This is a genomic window from Massilia sp. NP310, assembly GCF_019443485.1.
In the GTDB taxonomy this organism is placed as follows: Bacteria; Pseudomonadota; Gammaproteobacteria; order Burkholderiales; family Burkholderiaceae_D; genus Telluria; species Telluria timonae.
The window spans coordinates 2658433-2674319 of record NZ_CP080379.1 but is presented as its reverse complement, the minus strand read 5'-3'; the positions used below and the strand labels follow the sequence as shown (position 1 = coordinate 2674319).

The 15887-nt window shown below is 59.3% G+C and carries 25 protein-coding genes; 16 read left to right on the top strand and 9 right to left on the bottom strand.

The genetic code is table 11. From position 1 onward, the window contains the following. The first annotated feature begins 87 nt into the window (after positions 1–87). From KY496_RS11800 to KY496_RS11740, 13 genes are all read left to right on the top strand, one after another. Complete coding sequence (locus KY496_RS11800) at positions 88–537, top strand: hypothetical protein (protein WP_219864845.1); 450 nt, start codon at positions 88–90, stop codon at positions 535–537. Positions 538–645: 108 nt separating this feature from the next. After that, positions 646–1053 (top strand): hypothetical protein, encoded by a 408-nt coding sequence (locus tag KY496_RS11795; protein WP_219864844.1) that lies wholly within the window; start codon positions 646–648, stop codon positions 1051–1053. Positions 1054–1118: 65 nt separating this feature from the next. Continuing rightward, a complete protein-coding gene (locus tag KY496_RS11790) occupies positions 1119–1679 on the top strand; it encodes a hypothetical protein (RefSeq protein ID WP_219864843.1) in 561 nt (186 codons plus the stop codon). 761 nt (positions 1680–2440) lie between these two features. Further along, entirely contained in the window at positions 2441–3001 is a 561-nt protein-coding gene (locus KY496_RS11785) for a hypothetical protein (protein WP_219864842.1), read from the top strand. Between the two features lie 8 nt (positions 3002–3009). Beyond that, positions 3010–3543 carry a hypothetical protein gene (locus tag KY496_RS11780; RefSeq protein ID WP_219864841.1) on the top strand — a complete coding sequence of 178 codons (534 nt, stop codon included), beginning with the start codon at positions 3010–3012 and terminating at the stop codon, positions 3541–3543. Between the two features lie 126 nt (positions 3544–3669). Then, positions 3670–5355 carry a helix-turn-helix domain-containing protein gene (locus tag KY496_RS11775; RefSeq protein ID WP_219864840.1) on the top strand — a complete coding sequence of 562 codons (1686 nt, stop codon included), beginning with the start codon at positions 3670–3672 and terminating at the stop codon, positions 5353–5355. A 67-nt stretch (positions 5356–5422) separates the two neighbouring features. After that, the gene (locus KY496_RS11770) at positions 5423–5677 is read left to right on the top strand and encodes a hypothetical protein (protein ID WP_219864839.1); all 255 of its coding nucleotides are present in this window, start codon (positions 5423–5425) and stop codon (positions 5675–5677) included. A 58-nt stretch (positions 5678–5735) separates the two neighbouring features. After that, positions 5736–6536, top strand: a complete 801-nt coding sequence (locus KY496_RS11765) for a glycoside hydrolase family 19 protein (RefSeq protein WP_219864838.1) — start codon at positions 5736–5738, stop codon at positions 6534–6536. Positions 6537–6548: 12 nt separating this feature from the next. Beyond that, entirely contained in the window at positions 6549–6836 is a 288-nt protein-coding gene (locus KY496_RS11760) for a hypothetical protein (RefSeq protein ID WP_219864837.1), read from the top strand. 124 nt (positions 6837–6960) lie between these two features. After that, complete coding sequence (locus KY496_RS11755; protein WP_219864836.1) at positions 6961–7431, top strand: hypothetical protein; 471 nt, start codon at positions 6961–6963, stop codon at positions 7429–7431. Then, positions 7428–7703, top strand: coding sequence for a hypothetical protein (locus tag KY496_RS11750; RefSeq protein WP_219864835.1), 276 nt, complete (start codon positions 7428–7430; stop codon positions 7701–7703). Before KY496_RS11755 ends, KY496_RS11750 begins: the two co-directional genes overlap by 4 nt. A gap of 257 nt (positions 7704–7960) precedes the next feature. Continuing rightward, complete coding sequence (locus tag KY496_RS11745; RefSeq protein WP_219864834.1) at positions 7961–8221, top strand: hypothetical protein; 261 nt, start codon at positions 7961–7963, stop codon at positions 8219–8221. Between the two features lie 133 nt (positions 8222–8354). Beyond that, the gene (locus KY496_RS11740) at positions 8355–8744 is read left to right on the top strand and encodes a hypothetical protein (protein ID WP_219864833.1); all 390 of its coding nucleotides are present in this window, start codon (positions 8355–8357) and stop codon (positions 8742–8744) included. 28 nt (positions 8745–8772) lie between these two features. Here KY496_RS11740 and KY496_RS11735 read toward each other — a convergent pair whose 3' ends face one another. The 8 genes from KY496_RS11735 to KY496_RS11700 form a co-directional block, all read right to left on the bottom strand. Next, positions 8773–9276, bottom strand: a complete 504-nt coding sequence (locus tag KY496_RS11735; RefSeq protein WP_219864832.1) for a hypothetical protein — start codon at positions 9274–9276, stop codon at positions 8773–8775. 62 nt (positions 9277–9338) lie between these two features. After that, a complete protein-coding gene (locus KY496_RS11730) occupies positions 9339–9674 on the bottom strand; it encodes a hypothetical protein (RefSeq protein ID WP_219864831.1) in 336 nt (111 codons plus the stop codon). After that, positions 9674–9982 (bottom strand): hypothetical protein, encoded by a 309-nt coding sequence (locus tag KY496_RS11725; protein WP_219864830.1) that lies wholly within the window; start codon positions 9980–9982, stop codon positions 9674–9676. Before KY496_RS11725 ends, KY496_RS11730 begins: the two co-directional genes overlap by 1 nt. A gap of 200 nt (positions 9983–10182) precedes the next feature. After that, positions 10183–10425: a hypothetical protein gene (locus KY496_RS11720; protein WP_219864829.1), complete on the bottom strand. Its 243-nt coding sequence runs from the start codon at positions 10423–10425 to the stop codon at positions 10183–10185. Positions 10426–11018: 593 nt separating this feature from the next. Then, positions 11019–11285, bottom strand: coding sequence for a hypothetical protein (locus KY496_RS11715; RefSeq protein ID WP_219864828.1), 267 nt, complete (start codon positions 11283–11285; stop codon positions 11019–11021). Further along, complete coding sequence (locus KY496_RS11710) at positions 11285–11662, bottom strand: hypothetical protein (RefSeq protein WP_219864827.1); 378 nt, start codon at positions 11660–11662, stop codon at positions 11285–11287. The genes KY496_RS11715 and KY496_RS11710 overlap by 1 nt, the downstream gene beginning before the upstream one ends. After that, positions 11662–12141, bottom strand: coding sequence for a hypothetical protein (locus tag KY496_RS11705; protein WP_219864826.1), 480 nt, complete (start codon positions 12139–12141; stop codon positions 11662–11664). Before KY496_RS11705 ends, KY496_RS11710 begins: the two co-directional genes overlap by 1 nt. A gap of 168 nt (positions 12142–12309) precedes the next feature. Further along, the gene (locus KY496_RS11700) at positions 12310–12552 is read right to left on the bottom strand and encodes a hypothetical protein (RefSeq protein WP_219864825.1); all 243 of its coding nucleotides are present in this window, start codon (positions 12550–12552) and stop codon (positions 12310–12312) included. 724 nt (positions 12553–13276) lie between these two features. Between KY496_RS11700 and KY496_RS11695 the strand changes: the two genes are divergently transcribed. Genes KY496_RS11695 through KY496_RS11685 form a run of 3 tightly spaced genes read left to right on the top strand, consistent with a single transcriptional unit; the run spans position 13277 to position 14758 of the window. After that, positions 13277–13828: a PAAR domain-containing protein gene (locus KY496_RS11695; RefSeq protein ID WP_005662760.1), complete on the top strand. Its 552-nt coding sequence runs from the start codon at positions 13277–13279 to the stop codon at positions 13826–13828. Then, a complete protein-coding gene (locus tag KY496_RS11690; protein ID WP_005662758.1) occupies positions 13821–14438 on the top strand; it encodes a T6SS effector amidase Tae4 family protein in 618 nt (205 codons plus the stop codon). Before KY496_RS11695 ends, KY496_RS11690 begins: the two co-directional genes overlap by 8 nt. Then, positions 14435–14758, top strand: coding sequence for a hypothetical protein (locus KY496_RS11685; RefSeq protein WP_005662756.1), 324 nt, complete (start codon positions 14435–14437; stop codon positions 14756–14758). The genes KY496_RS11690 and KY496_RS11685 overlap by 4 nt, the downstream gene beginning before the upstream one ends. Before the next feature lie 74 nt (positions 14759–14832). Here the strand turns inward: KY496_RS11685 and proX are convergent, their stop codons facing one another. After that, a complete protein-coding gene (gene proX, locus KY496_RS11680; RefSeq protein ID WP_184239339.1) occupies positions 14833–15882 on the bottom strand; it encodes a glycine betaine/L-proline ABC transporter substrate-binding protein ProX in 1050 nt (349 codons plus the stop codon). Positions 15883–15887 lie beyond the last annotated feature (5 nt).

The window sequence follows — 15887 nt, the reverse complement described above, 5'->3', positions numbered from 1 at the left end:
GGATGCCATTGCCTTGTCGCTTCGCTTTTTATAGCATGAGTTCAGTGGCGAGCCCTCGCAGAACAATAAAAACATCAGGAGAAAGAAATGCCAGTAGAAATCGGCGATGGCGTCGTGCACTTGCGATACAGCACCCCCGTCAAGAACGCGCGTCTCGACAAAATCACGGAGATTTTGGGAGGCGAGGCGCAGATCGTGCTTCTCGACGGGCAGTATTTCCCCGAAGACCCCGAAGCACCTCTCGACCCGGACATGCGCGAGCTGGTCGCATTCATTTGCAGCGTGGCGGTGTTTCAGCCTGCCGCCAACGGTCAGATGGATTTCTTTCCAGTGGCCGGCCCGTTCTACAATGAGCATGCCCCGGATGCCGTTCAGGCCACGTGGGGCCAGATCCGGACTTCGGCTGGAGTCGGCGTGCTCAATTTCACCGTCGGCGATCAGTGGAGCGGTGCGGCGATGAAGATGTATCCTGACAGCACGATCACCAAAGGCGGCGACATGTTCATCGGGACGCTCACGATCTTTGCGGGCAACTGAGTTTGTCTGCGGGCCGGTTCTTCCGGCCCTTTTTCCTCATTGTGGAGCATTGCCCTCTACCGCGCGTTGATGGTGAGTCTCAGAATAAAATAACCCCCGGAGCATCGAATGGCACTCACTTACTCTCTCGCCCTTAAGATCGATCGGTTGAGCGCTGCAAATGCTCGGATCGGCGCCAATGGAATCGTTTCGCTTTATGCGGGCACCCGGCCGGCGAGTCCCGACGCGGTCCCGGGCACTCAACCTCTGGCGACGTGCGAAGCGGCTTCGACGTTCGCGTCGACGCCGACGACAGCAGTTCTGACCGCCAACCCAATCTCCCAAGGCGTCGGCACTGAGCACGCGACTGCGTCGGGAACGGTAGCGACTTGGGGACGCATCTCGAATTCCGCTGGGGTTGGCGTCATCGATTTCGAAGTCGGCCCCGGAAAGGACTTCGTGATGATGCCCGATGCGGTGATCAAGACTGATCAGCCCGTGCTCATCGAGCAGATCAAGATCACCGCCGGCAACTGAGTCGCGCACTGTAAACTCTCGCGGGCTGGCTTCGGCTTTCTTCGTGCCGCTCATTGGGGACGAGATTGTCGGATGCGATGCGGGCCTTTGGGATGCTTTCGTTTTCCGCTTTGGGTCTGCTTGTTGAGGCCGTTGATGGGATGGCGGGCACAGGAGCGCAGCCCAAAAACGGCGGTGGCGATTTTCAAGACAAAAGCGATGCTCTATTCGGTTCTAGCATAGTTTTTGCCAGCGTAACGGCTACGTTAGAAGAAAATATTGACACCATGGACGCCGATGGGGTCGTCGTAGGGTGCGGATCTGCCGAGCTCTCCGAAAGGGCCGATAGCCTCGATGCGGCCGGGGTGGCTCGTGCCGCAGTGGCCGGCTCGATGTTGGAGGCGGATGACGTGGCATGGATGGCGGGGCGGGCTGTTCCGCTTCTGCCGCCGCGCCGTTTGAGCTTGTCGATCGCGCCGCAAGGCCGATTCGGGTTCCAGCTCGCGCGTCGAGACCCGCTGCGCAAAATGGTCGGCGAGCTGGGTTTGGCGTCAATCGCGGTGCGTGTTGCGGAGCGCCGCAGGCCGGAGCTGCGCATCGAGATGCCGCCAGGGCTTGCGTTCGGGTTCAAGAACGCCTCCGATTGAAGCTTTGCGGGTCGTGCTCTTGACGTGGTCTTTGCCGTCGCCAAAAGCGATGGCGGAATGCGTCATGGGGGATTTACCCTAGACCTTGAATTGCGCAGGGGGAGGGGTTCGAGGAATCCCCCGGAGTGATGTGCCCCGAAGGGGACAAGGTTGCAGGGCGCAAGACATAAAAGAAATTTTGCGATGAATCCCGGTGCCGAAGGCATGGCCCCAAGGCCAAGGGTTCTTCGGAAAATTCCCTTTTATGTTCAATCTCCCCATGAGGCATCCCATGCCGCCCTTGACGTGCCCCGCGTAGTGAAAAATGGGGGGGCCTGTTTTTTGCGCAGCGGGGATGGAGCGCCGCAGGACGCGACCAGCCATGGGCGTGAACCCGTAGTAGAAATTGGAGGGGCCCTCCGGGAGGATCTGATTTTTTCGCAGGGTTCACGCCCATGGGCCTTGGATCGCCACCGGACGAGACCAGTCGCAAAGCGAGCCCTTTGGAGTGCCGAAGGACACGACCAGCCGCGAAGCGGGCCTCTGGATCGCCCGGGGGACGAGACCAGCCGGCTTGCCGGGCTCTTGCATCCCTTTCGCCGCGCGCCCGCCACTTTCCTTGCGCGGCCATCGCTCTTTTGATTGAATGAGGGTGCCGTCGGGCAAGACTTTGCCCGCCTCATTCACTGGAATGCGCAAAGACGCAGACCAGCATATGGGCGCCAATGTCGCGCTCCGACTACAACAAGAGCCCCCACCAAAGGGCCACAAAGGAAAGCGACATGACGCAGAACTCCCGAGCACTGGACGTGGAAGTCCGGCTGGCTCTGATTGAAAAAAGCATTGATGACGTCGTGGCGCTGCACGCGAAGCTCGAAGAGATCATTCGCAAGTATTCAACCGAGGACTTCCGCACGCTCCACCAGGGCTTGACGGACGTGGACAAGAGCGTGCGCGATTATGCGCTGGAACAGATCGACAAGCTCAACGTTCAGTTGAAGAAAGACATGGATCAGCTCGCGAAAGATCTTCGCAGCGAGATGAAGGGGGCCGTCGACGGCTTGGAGTCGCGGCTCAAAGAAGTCATCGAGAAATTCGAGTCGCTGTCGAAGACGACGCACGAATTGAAGGGGCAGATCGACTTGATCGGCGCCCAAGTCGCGACGTTCGCCGGGCAGATCGCCGAGCTCGTCACGGTCGTCAAAGAACTCAAAGGCATGGCGGACAAGGCGCAGGGAAGCTGGCACACGATCAAGATCGTCGTGCCCGTTGTGCTTGCAGTGGTCGGCGCCGTCAAATGGGCCGTGGAGCATCCCCACATCATCGCGAAATTCTTCTCCTGAGGCCGGCCATGACCACCGTCGTCGTCGACACTCAGCGCATGGCGATCGCGAGCGATTCGCAGTGCACAGGCCACACCACGTTTGAAACGCAGAAGATCTTCACGCTCGACGACGGGACGCTCGTCGGCATCTGCGGCATCGTCAACGATGCGTTGAAGTTCGTCGACTGGGTCCGCCGCGGCTGCGACATGGCGGCGATCCCCACGTTCTCCGGCGACTTCGAGGCCATGACTGTCGGGGCGAATGGCGTGCATTGCTGGGATGGTGCATGCATGGCGATCTCAGTGACGGGCCGCTACTTCTCCATGGGAAGCGGGTCGCGGTATGCCCTTGGCGCGCTCCACTGTGGCCGCACGATTGAAGAGGCGATCGCCGTGGCGGCGGCTCTTGACCCGGGCACGGGCGGGACGATCGTGAGCAAGACCTATAAAGCGATTGCCCCGCGCGCGGTTCCAAGACGTAAGCCCGCCCCCAAGCCGGCGGTGAAGCTCACCACCAGGGCGAAGCCTGCCGCGAAAAAGCCGCCAGCTAAACGCAACTGATCCCCATCCGCAAGCGCATAAGCGAGCCTGCCGACGAGCGGGCTGGTAGGCGTTTGACTTTGCCTGTTGCCCATGGGTAAGACTGAATCAGGCGCGAAAATCTCGCGCGTTCAGGGAGAGAGACCAGTGAAAAGCAAAGCCAAACAGACCGTGAGCACGCGGCGGGGCAACGAATTTGGGGCAGCGGGGAGGCCCGATTCTCAACGAAGGACCTTCCTCGCGATGCTGAAGGAGGGCGGCGAGATCAACCAGGTGGCGGCGGAGCTTGGCGTCCCCGGGCGCACCGCTCGCCGGTGGCGGGCCCAAGCAGGGCAGGGGATCACGGTCAGCCAAGTGCGAAAAGCGGCGCGCTTCGCCGAGCCCCTCGACAAAGACTTGGCGGGCTATGACGGCGTCGTGGCGACGTGCATCATGAACGACACGCCGAGCGACAAGCGCGCATACGAATCGCTCGTCAAATACTGCGAGCTGCGCAACTTCAAACTGTATGTCGGCGGCAGCAAATACTTCTTCAAGCAAGACTCGAAATTCCACGTCGACCCGGAACACCTACTCCTCGAAAACGTCTCGCTTCGCAAGGGCTTGAAGCTTCTCGCCAAGCTCAACGTGAGCCCGACCATTGTCGACCCGTTCGCCGGGCTCGACGGGCTCTCCAAGGGCCACACCGTCATCATCCCCCACCCGCAGATGGCGATGAAGACGATGGCGACGCTGGGTGGATCGCCGGCGCAGATGTGGACGACGTCGACGATCTCCAAACCAAACAACGCCTACCTTCCGACCAAGACCGGGCATAAGGCGGAATTCAATCACAGCATTGGCGCCGTGGTCGTCGAGTTCGGGCCGGGCGACTCCTTCCACATCCGGAACCTCAACTGCGACGACAAGGGCGGCTTCTACGACTTCGGGGAGGGGGCCGAGGGCTACTTCTCAAAGGACGGCTTCAAGCCTCTTGGAACCGCGCGCATCGCTGGCCTTTACTTGGGCGACTCTCACTTCACCGTGGGCGACCCGGACGTTGAGGCGGCGACGTTCTCCAACGCCGACTCGATCATGCGGACGCTGAACCCCAAGCGGATCGTCATGGGCGACGCGCTGGATTTCCAATCGCAGAACCATCACGACGAGCATGACCACTTTCAAAAGCTTGGCAAGCAGATGCATGGCATTGCGAGCGTGCATGGCGAGCTGGCGAAGACGTGCAAGCGAATCGAAGAGCTGGTGCCGGCCGCCCTTGGGATCGCGATCGACATGATCGGAGCGAACCACAACGACGCCTTCTACAAGTGGCTGACGACTGCCGATCCAAAGAAGATGAGCGCGGCGAATCTGCGACTGTGGTGCCAGTGCTCGATACTCATTCTCGACGCAATGAAGCTCGGCCCCGCGGGCAACGAGATCCCAAGTCTCTTTGAACTGTGGATGCACAACAGTGAATTCGCGCACCTCGCCAAGCGGATGACGTTCCACGACCGCCGGCTCAGCGTGAAGATCCTCGGCGTCGAGATTTCGATGCACGGCGACAAAGGCCCGAACGGTGCGAAGGGCTCGCCGAATGGGTTCTCGCGGCTGCCGTTCAAGTCGATCGTGGGCCACTCCCACTCGCCATCAATCCGCCTCGGATGCTACACGGTCGGCACGTCGTCGCTCTTCGATTTGAGCTACACCGGCGGGCCGTCTTCTTGGATGCACACCCACTGCATCATCTGGCCTAACGGCAAGCGGCAGATGATCAACATCATCAACGGCAAGTGGCGCGCGCGCGTGTCGCCGGCAGCTCGCAAGGCGTTCTTGAAGCGGGCGGGACTCTAAGTTTTGGAACCGCGCCGCTTTGGCCCCGCTTCGGTGGGGCTTGCTTTTGCGTTGCCCGGCGGTATCGTTGAAGCATGAACTGATGGAGGCCGCCGTGAGCGCCAAAAAGTTGGATGTTTGGACGCTCGAAATGCTCATGGCGATCGCCATGGCGGACTGGCCCCGAGTTGATGTAGCCGTCGCGATGGGGGCCAATACCGACATCTATGTGGCGCCCGAATTTTTGGAGAGCCTCAGGCTCCGCCAAGAGCGAACTCTCGGTGAATGCCTTATCGATGCCGAGGACGCGTTGATTGAGATCCGTCGCAGCTTCATGAAGTGAATGACAACCCTACAAAAAAGTAGGGTTCGCGCACACAAGAACAAGAGGAGAAAATCCCGTGGGCTTCATCCAAGCGTTGCTGAGCTTTTTCGGCAAAGCGAAGCCGGCCGCCCCATCGCCGGTCAAACCTCCCATCGCCCAACCCCTTCCGCAAAACCCACCCCCGTCCGCGCAAGCGGCGGTGGGAGCGGCGCCGCAGGTTGAACCAGTCAAGCCCGCCCCGGCCAGGGGCGTGGGGATCACTGTAGAGCACCTCACGAAGATGGGTGCGACTGCCGCAAACGCCGCTAAATACGTCGACCACTTGAACGAAACATGCGCCAAATTTGAGATCAATACCCGCTCTCGCATCTGCCACTTCATCGCACAGATCTTCGAAGAGAGCGGCAACCTCCGCGTCGTGCGGGAGAACCTCAACTACGACGCCAAGGCTTGCATGCGCGTGTGGCCCAAGACATTCCCGACGGTGGAATCGACGGTGGGCTTCACGATGAATCCAGCGGCCCTCGCAAACAAGATGTATGGCGGACGACTGGGGAATAAAGAGCCGGGCGATGGTTGGAAGTTCAGCGGCCGCGGCCTGATTCAAATCACGTTCTTCGGGAACTATGAGCCGTGCGGGAAGGTGCTTGGGCTTGATCTCGTGAGCCACCCCGAGCTTCTCGAAGAGCCTAAGTGGGCGGCGATGTCGGCGGGCTGGTATTGGCGAGACCAGGGCCGTTGCAATGCGCTCGCCGATGTCGACACGTTCGAGCAAGTCAAGGTGATAACGAAGCGCGTCAACGGTGGATACAACAACCTCGCCTCGCGCGAAAAACACTGGAAGCAGGCGAAGGTCGTCTTCGCCGACTTCAAATAAGGGAGACTCAACATGGAATTCAAAGCCCGACTCGCTGAGATCAAAGCCCGGCTGTCGAAGTTGAAGAGCGAGATCGCCACTGTGATGGGGTCGACGCTGACGGCGTTCTCGGACACGCTCAGCGATTTCGTCGCCAGCGCGCCCGCGACGATCACGCAGTTGCAGCCGCTGGCCGACGCTGAAACGATGGCGATGATCGGTAAATTCATCGCAATCGCAGGGGTTGTTGGGTTGATGCTCAAAGCCGCCCGCCGCCGCAAGGACGCGAAGGCGGGTTCGGATCAAACCCCATCCGCCTGAAAATCGCCACCGCTTAAAACCACCACCACACCCACCCAGCCGATTTAGCCCCGCGCAGCGGATCAGTGAGCGCCGCAGGCTTCAAGCCATCCGGCGAGGTGGGCTCGGTTCCCCGGAGATAGCAATGCCTGTTTTCCTTCCATGGCTGCTCGCCAAGCTGAGCTCGATTTCGCCGGCGGCGTGGCGCGCATTGGCGTTGGCGGTCGCCGTCGTCGCGGCGGTTGGCGGGTTCTACCACTGGGCGCACGGCCGCGGGTTTGACCAAGGCGAGGCGAAGGCGAACGCCGCCCATGCCAAGGTGGAGGCTGCACGGGTGAAGGCCCAAGCGGAGGCTGACGCGGCTCGTAGCAAGAAGCAGGCCGAGGCCGAGGCCGACCAGGCTAAAGCGAACGCGGCTTTTATGGCACGGAATCAAGCCGCTGCGAAGGAGTCTGCGAACTTGAGGGCAAAGCTCGCCGCACAGCTTGCCAAGCGAGCTCCCATGCCCGAGTGCGATGCGCCGGCCGAAGACAAGGCGTTGCTCAACGAGGCGATCAAGGCCGCCAATGCTCGGATCGGGCTGGCGAACAAACAACTTTCGGGAGCCGGGGAATGAAGCGTATGAGCTATGCGATGGCATGCCTGTGCGTGCTGCTCACTGGATGCCAAACCACGCCGGTCTCCGTGACGGTCGACGCCATCCGCCGGCCGCTGCCCGAGCAGGCCATGCGTGTGGACGAGCCACTCGATATGATCTCAACGGGATCGCGGGAAGAGCTGGAAATGTGGGTCGCCAAGGCCGCTGAGCAATTCGGCATGTGCGTCGCTGACAAAGCGGAACTGGTCGACTGGATCTTGAAAGAGCGGGCGGCGAACGCGACGAAATAGTGGGCCTCGACACGGACTTTGCCCGCGCCAAGCCTTTTCATGCGGTTGGAATGAAGCCTTGAAAAACATGTCATCAGCCTCACTTCAAAGAAGTGAGGCCGTTAGCATGCGACGGAACGCTCTTGGCAATGTAGAACGGTTGCCTCAAACACACAAAACGCGTCCGGCCTGAGGCAGGTTAACCGGATTTGATTAATGCATGCTAAACTCGCTGCGTCTTAGAATTTTAAAAAAGGGGGAGGGCTATGGCGAACTACATGAACGCATTAGTTGGGCACCCGCAACCAAAAAAGAAGACCACGACCACTGTTGGAGTAAGGCGCTACCACCGTCCCTCGGCGGCGAAGGCCAAGGCGACGGCGCGCCCATTCGACCAAGCCCACGCGGAGCTGGCCGGTCGCGCAAGCGCATGTTATGATGTCAGCAACATGGTGCGCATCGATGGTTCCATGAGCCATGCGCAATCCCTCGCAGCGCTGCTTGGCATCAGCTTGGAAGCGGCGAACGCGATGCTGTAATCCGATCGAAATCCATTGAAGAGGGTCCGCGTGTCGGGCCCTTTTTTATATGACAAAAATAAAATACGCCTACGCCCATCCCGGGTTCAGAGACGGCAATTGCAACGGGCCGAGCCTTGTCGATCTGAGGTTCATGACTCCTGAGGAGCAGGTTCGTCTCGCCCTGTGGATGCGGAATGTGGGCGAAGGCGTAGAGCACGAAGGGCTCAACAAGCCGTCTTGGCTGTTCCGCGGCTTGGAGCTGGCCGCGGCGAAGGTCTACAAGCAAAACAACATCTGGCACTACCACTGCGGCCCATACGAAGGCTCGTATCCGCGCAACCATCAGATGACGGACAGCCTGCTTTCGGAGAACAATGATGGACGGACCTCAGGGCCGGTCTATCACTACGCAAAGCAGCAGGACTCGGTCATCGTGATCGGATACTCGCGCATCCATGAGCCGTTCCCGTCCTCGTCGAGCAAGAGCAACCCGCTCCGCTACCGCTCGAACATGTGGAAGAAAGGCCTGCCGCACGGCTAGCAGGCGTGGCGTCCCGCTACGCTGCGGGTTATTTTTTCATGGCGCTTAACGCGGCGCAAAGCTCGTCGACAGATTTCGCCCCGGCGCCGTAGATGATCCATTCGAGGTAGCCCATGACCAGGGCGGAGATTTCGGACATGCTGACGAAATAGTCGCCAAACTCGAAGTGGACCATGTCGCCAAAGAAATAGGAATCCCAGCCCGCGCACAAGGGCTCGGTGACTTCGGCGACGACTTGCCGCTTCTTCGACCCCGGGCGCTCCATCAACCAATGCTTGGTCCCGTTTGAAACGTCGACGACGGCTTGGAAGACCATCTTGGCGTCGTCGGGAAGATCGCTCGCGCGGGCTTGCTGTTCGGGACTACCGGCATGTCCAAGCCAGTCGAACCATAGATGGTGGGCAGTGACGAGAAAGTTGAATGAGTCGTAAACGCTCCACGACTCTTTGAGCCTCGCCTCCTCCCATTTCAACTTCTCGAACATCTGTTCGACGGTGTCCAGCGGCAGGCGGGGATTCGGAAGCGATGTCATTGGGATGCGCTCAACGTGTAAAGGTCCGGCAATGATACCTGCACAGGTGGCCGCGCAGTGGGTTACAGCCTCCCTTGCTGCGTCTTGGAACCGCGCGGCTCTTGGCAAGCTGCTCGCAAGTCGAGCTCTTCATTCATGCGATAGGCTTCGTCGATGACTGCGTAGGGGACCCCGTCAATAGTGATTTTTTGATCGCCATAAAAGGTGCGGGCCACGTAGAACGGGCTGCCGTTATCTTCAAGCCATGGAGGAAGGCCCCTCAAGATCATATTCCTCACCATGACTTGAAGGTCGCCATAGCTCATTTCAGCGAGTGCCTTGGAGCGAAGATTTACCCGAGAAGGCTCGGCAACGGACTTAGCTCCAAACTTGTTTGTGAAGTCGCGCCGTTTCGCCATCAAATCCTCCCGCCAGTTTTCTTCCCCGCGGCCGCATCTTGGGATTGGAGCATGGCTTCGAGTTGAGACAGCCTAGCTCGCTGGGCCTGCATCGACTTCCACGCTTCGACGACATCTTTAAGCGGAGTGTCGAGAATCGATTTTGGGACGGCAGCCGCACGCTGTCGCTGGAAGTTCAATGCATTCGAGATCGTGATCTGATCCTCATTCCATCGACGGATCGCTTCGGCGTCTGCCGGTGACAGGCCATTGCCGGCCTTGTCGAATACGTTGCCCGCCTTATGGCTGAGAATATCTTCGACCTTCATCTTGTATTCAAACAAGCGTGAAACTTTTGGCCCCGATCGACCGCATTTTCCGCATTGAACTCGGACTGACTCATGCTTGCTGATCTTATCGTTCGTGTGGTGGCTGTTGATTTGGGTTGCCCCATTGCCGCATCGGTAGCATGGCTCCACGCCTTTGGAGATATTCAAAAACGTGGATGGGATTGGACGACGTCTTTTCATCAAAGTCTCCCTTTGGTTTGCTCCGGCTCGTCCGATTTGAGCATGGCTTCGAGATATTCCAGGCGGGCGAGTTTGGTTTGAAGAACATTCCAGTGAAGACCGGCTTTCATGCGGTAGTAGTGACTCTCGTCATGAAAAAGCCCAGAACCATCACAATCACATTCGAGAGTAGTGAAATCAACACCTCTCATCCAAGCCTCGCGTGGGCGCCCTTTGCACATCTGGCATGGCATCAGCTCCATGACCGCTCCTTTCTCATTTGATCGGAAATCAATGATTCAATCTGTTTGATGAAGGCCATAGAGGTCTTTGGGTCATGCAGTGCCTTCATGTAAAGAGCAAACAAGTCGGCAAGGGCTGGCGACATATTTTCCATCACAGCCTCCCTTTGGTTTGCATTCTCGACTTCCGAACTCTTTTCAGTCCGTTCCGTAGCAAGATTTTCTCCAGTCGAGCATACTCAATCGAGTTTCTGCAGCTTTTCATCTGGTGGGCTAACAATGCCATGTTGAATTGATGGAGAGCTTTGTCGCGTCGGCTTTGATTTTTGTAATGCTTCATCACAGCCTCCCTTTGGTTTGCTTTGGCCCATCCGATTGGAGCATGGCTTCGAGTAGTTCGAGGCGGGCTCGCTGGGCTTGAAGGTCATTCCATGCCTTGAAAAGACGCGCTTCTATTTCTTCCCATTTTTCGCCGGGGAGTGTGTCGATAGATACGCCGTAGGCTTTGCAGGCCGCTGAGTCCGCTGAGTAACCCACTTCACAGAACGCGTAGACGCAATTCCAATCTCGCATCGCAGGTTCTTTCCCGCAGGAGTGGCATGGCATCCATTCCATCAAAGCCTCCCTTTGGTTTGTTTCGGCGCATCCGATTTGAGCGTGACTGCCAGCAGCTCCAGGCGGGCGAGTTTAGTTTGGAGAGCGTTCCATCCGCGTCCAGCTTCCGACGTTTGCTCCATCAAGCTGGGATTGATCTCACCTCGAAGAGTAAATTCGCCCCATTGCCCCGAAACTCCGCAGACATTGCATTGGTAGCGGGGGCCTCTGCGGGTGGTTAAAAGTGCCTCGCCCTCATGACAGTTATGGCACGACATCAGATCCATCAAAGCCTCCCCATGATTTTGGAGGTCAAGCCGGGCTTGGACTCCTCTTCAAGTTTCTTGCGCTCCCATGCGGCATGCACGGCAGGGTCGGGCTCGAATTCAATATGCCGGACATCGTCGCAGTCCTCGCCCATCACGCAAAAGCTAATATGGTGGCAAACGTGCGGTCGAAGCTCCTCAAAAAGCCCAAACTCGATCGATTCGAATATTCCCTCTTCGTGCGTGTCGGATGAAATGCCGGCGAACATCTTTGCCTCACCGACGCGATCCATCGAGAAGTATTTGGTGTATTCGGTCTTGTCGGCGACCTTCTGCAAGGCTGCCAAACAGTCTTGGCAGTAGATGCGATCGGTGTGCCACGTTCCGCGATAGCTCATCACAGCCTCCCTTTTGGTTTGGATTGGGCGGCGGGCGGATTGGATGCCAAAGCGATGGCGATCTCTTCTTGCTGGGCCTGGAATAATCCAGTGATTCTTTTAACGACTTCCTCTTCCCCGGTATAGAGCATCGTGCCAAAGATCGGATGGGTGGTATTCCACCCTTTGCCCTCGTCGATTGAGTGCATATAAGATTGACAGCAAGGCCAAAAAGAGTTTTCCCCATGGGCGACAACCTCCATGGTCTTCGATGCCACCACGGCGATTTCAAGATCGTCGTCGGGAAGAAAGGCGAGCTGTTTGTTTAAATTGACGATGTCGTAGAGACTCGCCTCCGTCCCATGCAGATACCAATGGCTTTGGATTGCCGGGCGATAGAAGATCATGAATGGACCTCCTTCCATTGATGCCTCGCGCAGCTTTTGAATCTCCACTTCGACTTCCGCATAAAGCTCATCCCACTCTTGCCTGCTCACCATCGCTCTCTCCCAAGTTGGTCTCCTTCCACCATCCCACGCCCGCCATCCAAGTCCAAGGCCAGCCGGCCGATTGGCGAACGAGCGGACGAACGGCCGCCAACTTCTCCATGGCGGCGAGGCAGTCGTCGCAATAAATCCGGTCGGTGTGCCAAGTTCCGCGACAGCTCATTACAGCCTCCCTTGCGGTTTTGATTCGGCGGCGGGCTTTGCGGCCTTGGCAATGTGCAGCTCATCTTCAAGCCGGTCTCGAATCGCCCGAATTCCATCGTAGGCTTCGCTGAGCTTCAAAATGAGTTCAGCTCCCCGGGTAGTTGCCCGTGTGATTGGGGAAGGAATGCCGTAGTAATTCCCGGCGTTGTAGAGATCTTTCAAGACCTGATCAATGCCTTCTTTGGAAATGTTCACAGCCATCACAGCCTCCCTTGCGATTTGGATTGCGCGGCGGGCTCTTGGCATGCGGCCCTCAGATCGAATGCTTCGTTCATGCGGTGGGCTTCGTCCCAGCACTCGATGATCTGCTGTTGGATTTGCATCTTGCGTCGCCGCCCGTAACGTGGCCTCTTCATCTCCCTCTCCAAAAGTTTGCCTCCTTTCACCATCCCACGGCCGACGCGCATAGCCAAGGCCAGCCGGCCGATTGGCGAACGAGCGGACGAACGGCCGCAAAGCAGGGGCCGCTTAGATGGGAAGCGTGGGTTGACTCGGGGTTTTGGCGCCGCAAAGTGCCGCAGAGTTTCCGCGGCCGGCGGGGGAGTGGAGGGGGACTGCGTCGAGATTCAAGGCGCTGAAAGCCCGATTCTCAGAGGGGAGTTAAGTCGCCCCGTGGTATTGCTGCATCATCGGAGTGAGCTTTTCCGTCGCGCTGTTCTTGATGGCGGCGGCGTTGATTTCTTTGGGGGCGGTGGTCATGTCTTCGTGATTCGGTACGGCTTGGCGCGTGAAAGGCCAGGACTTGACATTTTAACCCGATCGACCCGGCAGCTCGCTGCAAAGATCGTTGTTGCTCAAGAGTTTTTTGCCGAATGATCCATATGGTGGTGTGCGGCGTCAATGCGCTGGCTTTTTGCGCATGAGTAATGAATTGTCGTCACGTTCCGATAGATTGGTTTTTCAGTCTTGACCAATGGGCGGACGCATGAAGATCATCGGCTGGATTCGGGAAGGAGACAAAGCGGCTTGCGGTGGCGTGGTGGCCGAGGGAGACCCGCTATGCCGCGGGCAGGGCCTGGCTTACGCATTCCAGGGTGCCCAGATGGCCTGCACGAAGAAGTGCTCGATCACGGACGGACTCAGCCGCCGCATGCTCATGAATGGTCGCGCCTCGGTCATCCATGGCATGCGAACGAGCGGCGGTTGCCCACTGGTGTCGACCCTTAACGACCTGAACGGCGTGAGCAACCACGGTGGTCCGGTCGCGACCAGCTTCTTCATGAATGCGGACGGCCGTTGGACGGACGCCGCGCCGGCGCTCGGCGAGCACTCTTACGACGAGCAGGTCTTGTTGATGCACCAGCGCGCCGACGGGCTGCCTTACCATATCGAAACGATGGACGGCCGTGTCTTTTCAGGCCGGATCGGGCCGGACGGTTTGCTGCCACGGGTCGATACCTTTGGTGAGGATGAATACACAGTCCTGTGGGGCGACGACGCCCTGGCCAAGCTGCAGGAAGAGCCGACGCATGAATAGCACGCTGGTCCAGAAGGCCAGGGTCCGCACCAACACCAGGAAGGAATCGGTGTGCAGTGTCCTGGTGAAAGCGGTCGAGTTCTCGACGTTGTGGGCATCCTATCCGGACAACCCTCCCTTCGTCGATCCCAGGACGGGCAAGCCGCCACCAGGCTACGAGAACCAGTGCGCGATCAAGGTGAGCGTAGCGATTCACGGCGTCGGCGTCGAAATGAAGTCGTTCCGCGGCGCGGCCGAAAAGGTGAACGGCCTGCCCGCCGCATTGCTCGCGTCCCAACTGGCAGCCTGGCTGAAACAGCAGCCGTTCTGCGGCCTGCCAACGTCGGCGGAGAATGTGACCGGCGCCGACTGGCAGAACAAGATCCGCGGCCGGACGGGCATTGTGTACTTTGCGGACTATTGGGCCAGAAACGGCAGGGAGAAGGCCAGTGGCAAGCCCACCGGCGATCACATCGACCTGTGGAATGGGGCCAGGCTGACCGCGACGGGCATGAGCTTCTTTTCCACGATGGGCCGGCGCCTCGGCCTCGATTCGCTTGGTGCGGGAACGTCGTGGGGCTATTCAGATCTGGGAAGATCGTCCGAGATCCTGTTCTGGGAGATCGAATGATCCACCAGGCCAATCGGCTTGCCATCGGCATGGTGTTCGCGCTGCTGGGCGTCGCCAGCCTGCTGGTGGCTGACGTGGTGAGCCAGTGGCTTTGCGCGCGTTTCTTCGTCTGTGTCGCGGCCATTTACTGCCCCATCGACGTGTGCGAGGGCGATGAGCGCCTGAATATTCTGCGGCTTGCGGTCTGGGCCGGCCCAAGTGTCGTGTTCGCGGCTAGTGCATTTGTGTTTGGCGGCCGGAGGCGGTCATTGCCAGCATGGCTGGGACTTCTCGCCGCGCTAGTGGTCGCGCACTCCCTGGTCATGGTCGCGTCCCGATAGCTCACCGCTTGGACGACGGGAGTTTTTCGTCCGGAACGTCGGTGGCCGGCATCAGCCGGCCATCTTCCCAACGATTACGGTTTCGCCGCAGCCTTCGCCTGCGCGATCCAGCTATCGAACAGCGCCTGGTGGAACTTGATCCACCCCGCCGTATGGCGCGCGATGTCTTCCTGCGACCCCTGCCCATTACGCACACGCTCGTTCTGCGCATTGATGTCGGCAATCGGCAGGCGCATCACTTCGAACAGCTTGACCGCCGCCGGATTCTTCTCGGCCCAGGCGCGGTTCACGACGAAGCGCGTGGTGTTGACCGAGAAGCCATAATTGCTGCCATCGGCCATCCGGGTATCGGCGTTCTGTGGATTCGACGAGTGCGGCACCTGCAGCCACACGACGTCCTTGCCTGGGATGAGCACGCTGCTCACCCAGTACGGCGTCCAGGTGTAGTACAGGATCGATTCGCCGCGCTGGTAGCGGCCGATCGTATCGGCGATCAGCGCCGAATAGCTGCCCTGCACATGCGTGACCGTCGAACGCAGCTTGTAGCCGTCCATGTGGTACTCGATCATCGCCTCGCAGCCCCAGCCCGGATCGCAACCGGTCAGGTCGGCCTTGCCGTCGCCGTCGTGGTCGAACAGCCTGGCGATGGCCGGATCGCGCAGCTGGTCGATATTGGTGATGTTGTGCTTCTCGGCCGTGGCCTTGTCGATCAGGTAGCCCTGGGCGGCCGGGCCGGCATACTGGCCGGTGCGCAGCAGCTTGGCGTCGCCGCCGGCATTGTCGTAATAGTCGCTGTGCAGCGGGTCCCAGTGCACCGCGAGGAAGGTCGCGTCGCCGTTGCCGATCGCGATGTGCGCGGTCGGGTAGGCGACTTCCTTGATCGGCTGCGTTTCGTAGCCCAGCTGGGCCAAGGCGCGATTGGCCAGCATGGTCTGGAAGGTTTCCTCGGCCAGCGGGCCTTGCAGGGCCTGCACCTTGATGCCCTTGCCGGGCAGGTCGGCGCTGGCCGTTTGCGCCGTCGCGATGCCGGTGCTCAGGGCGAGCCCGGCAAGCACCAGGGCCGAGATCCAGCGGAATGCGCGCTGCGTTTTATAGGTGGCGTTGAAGTGTTCGGTTTGACGCATCGGTA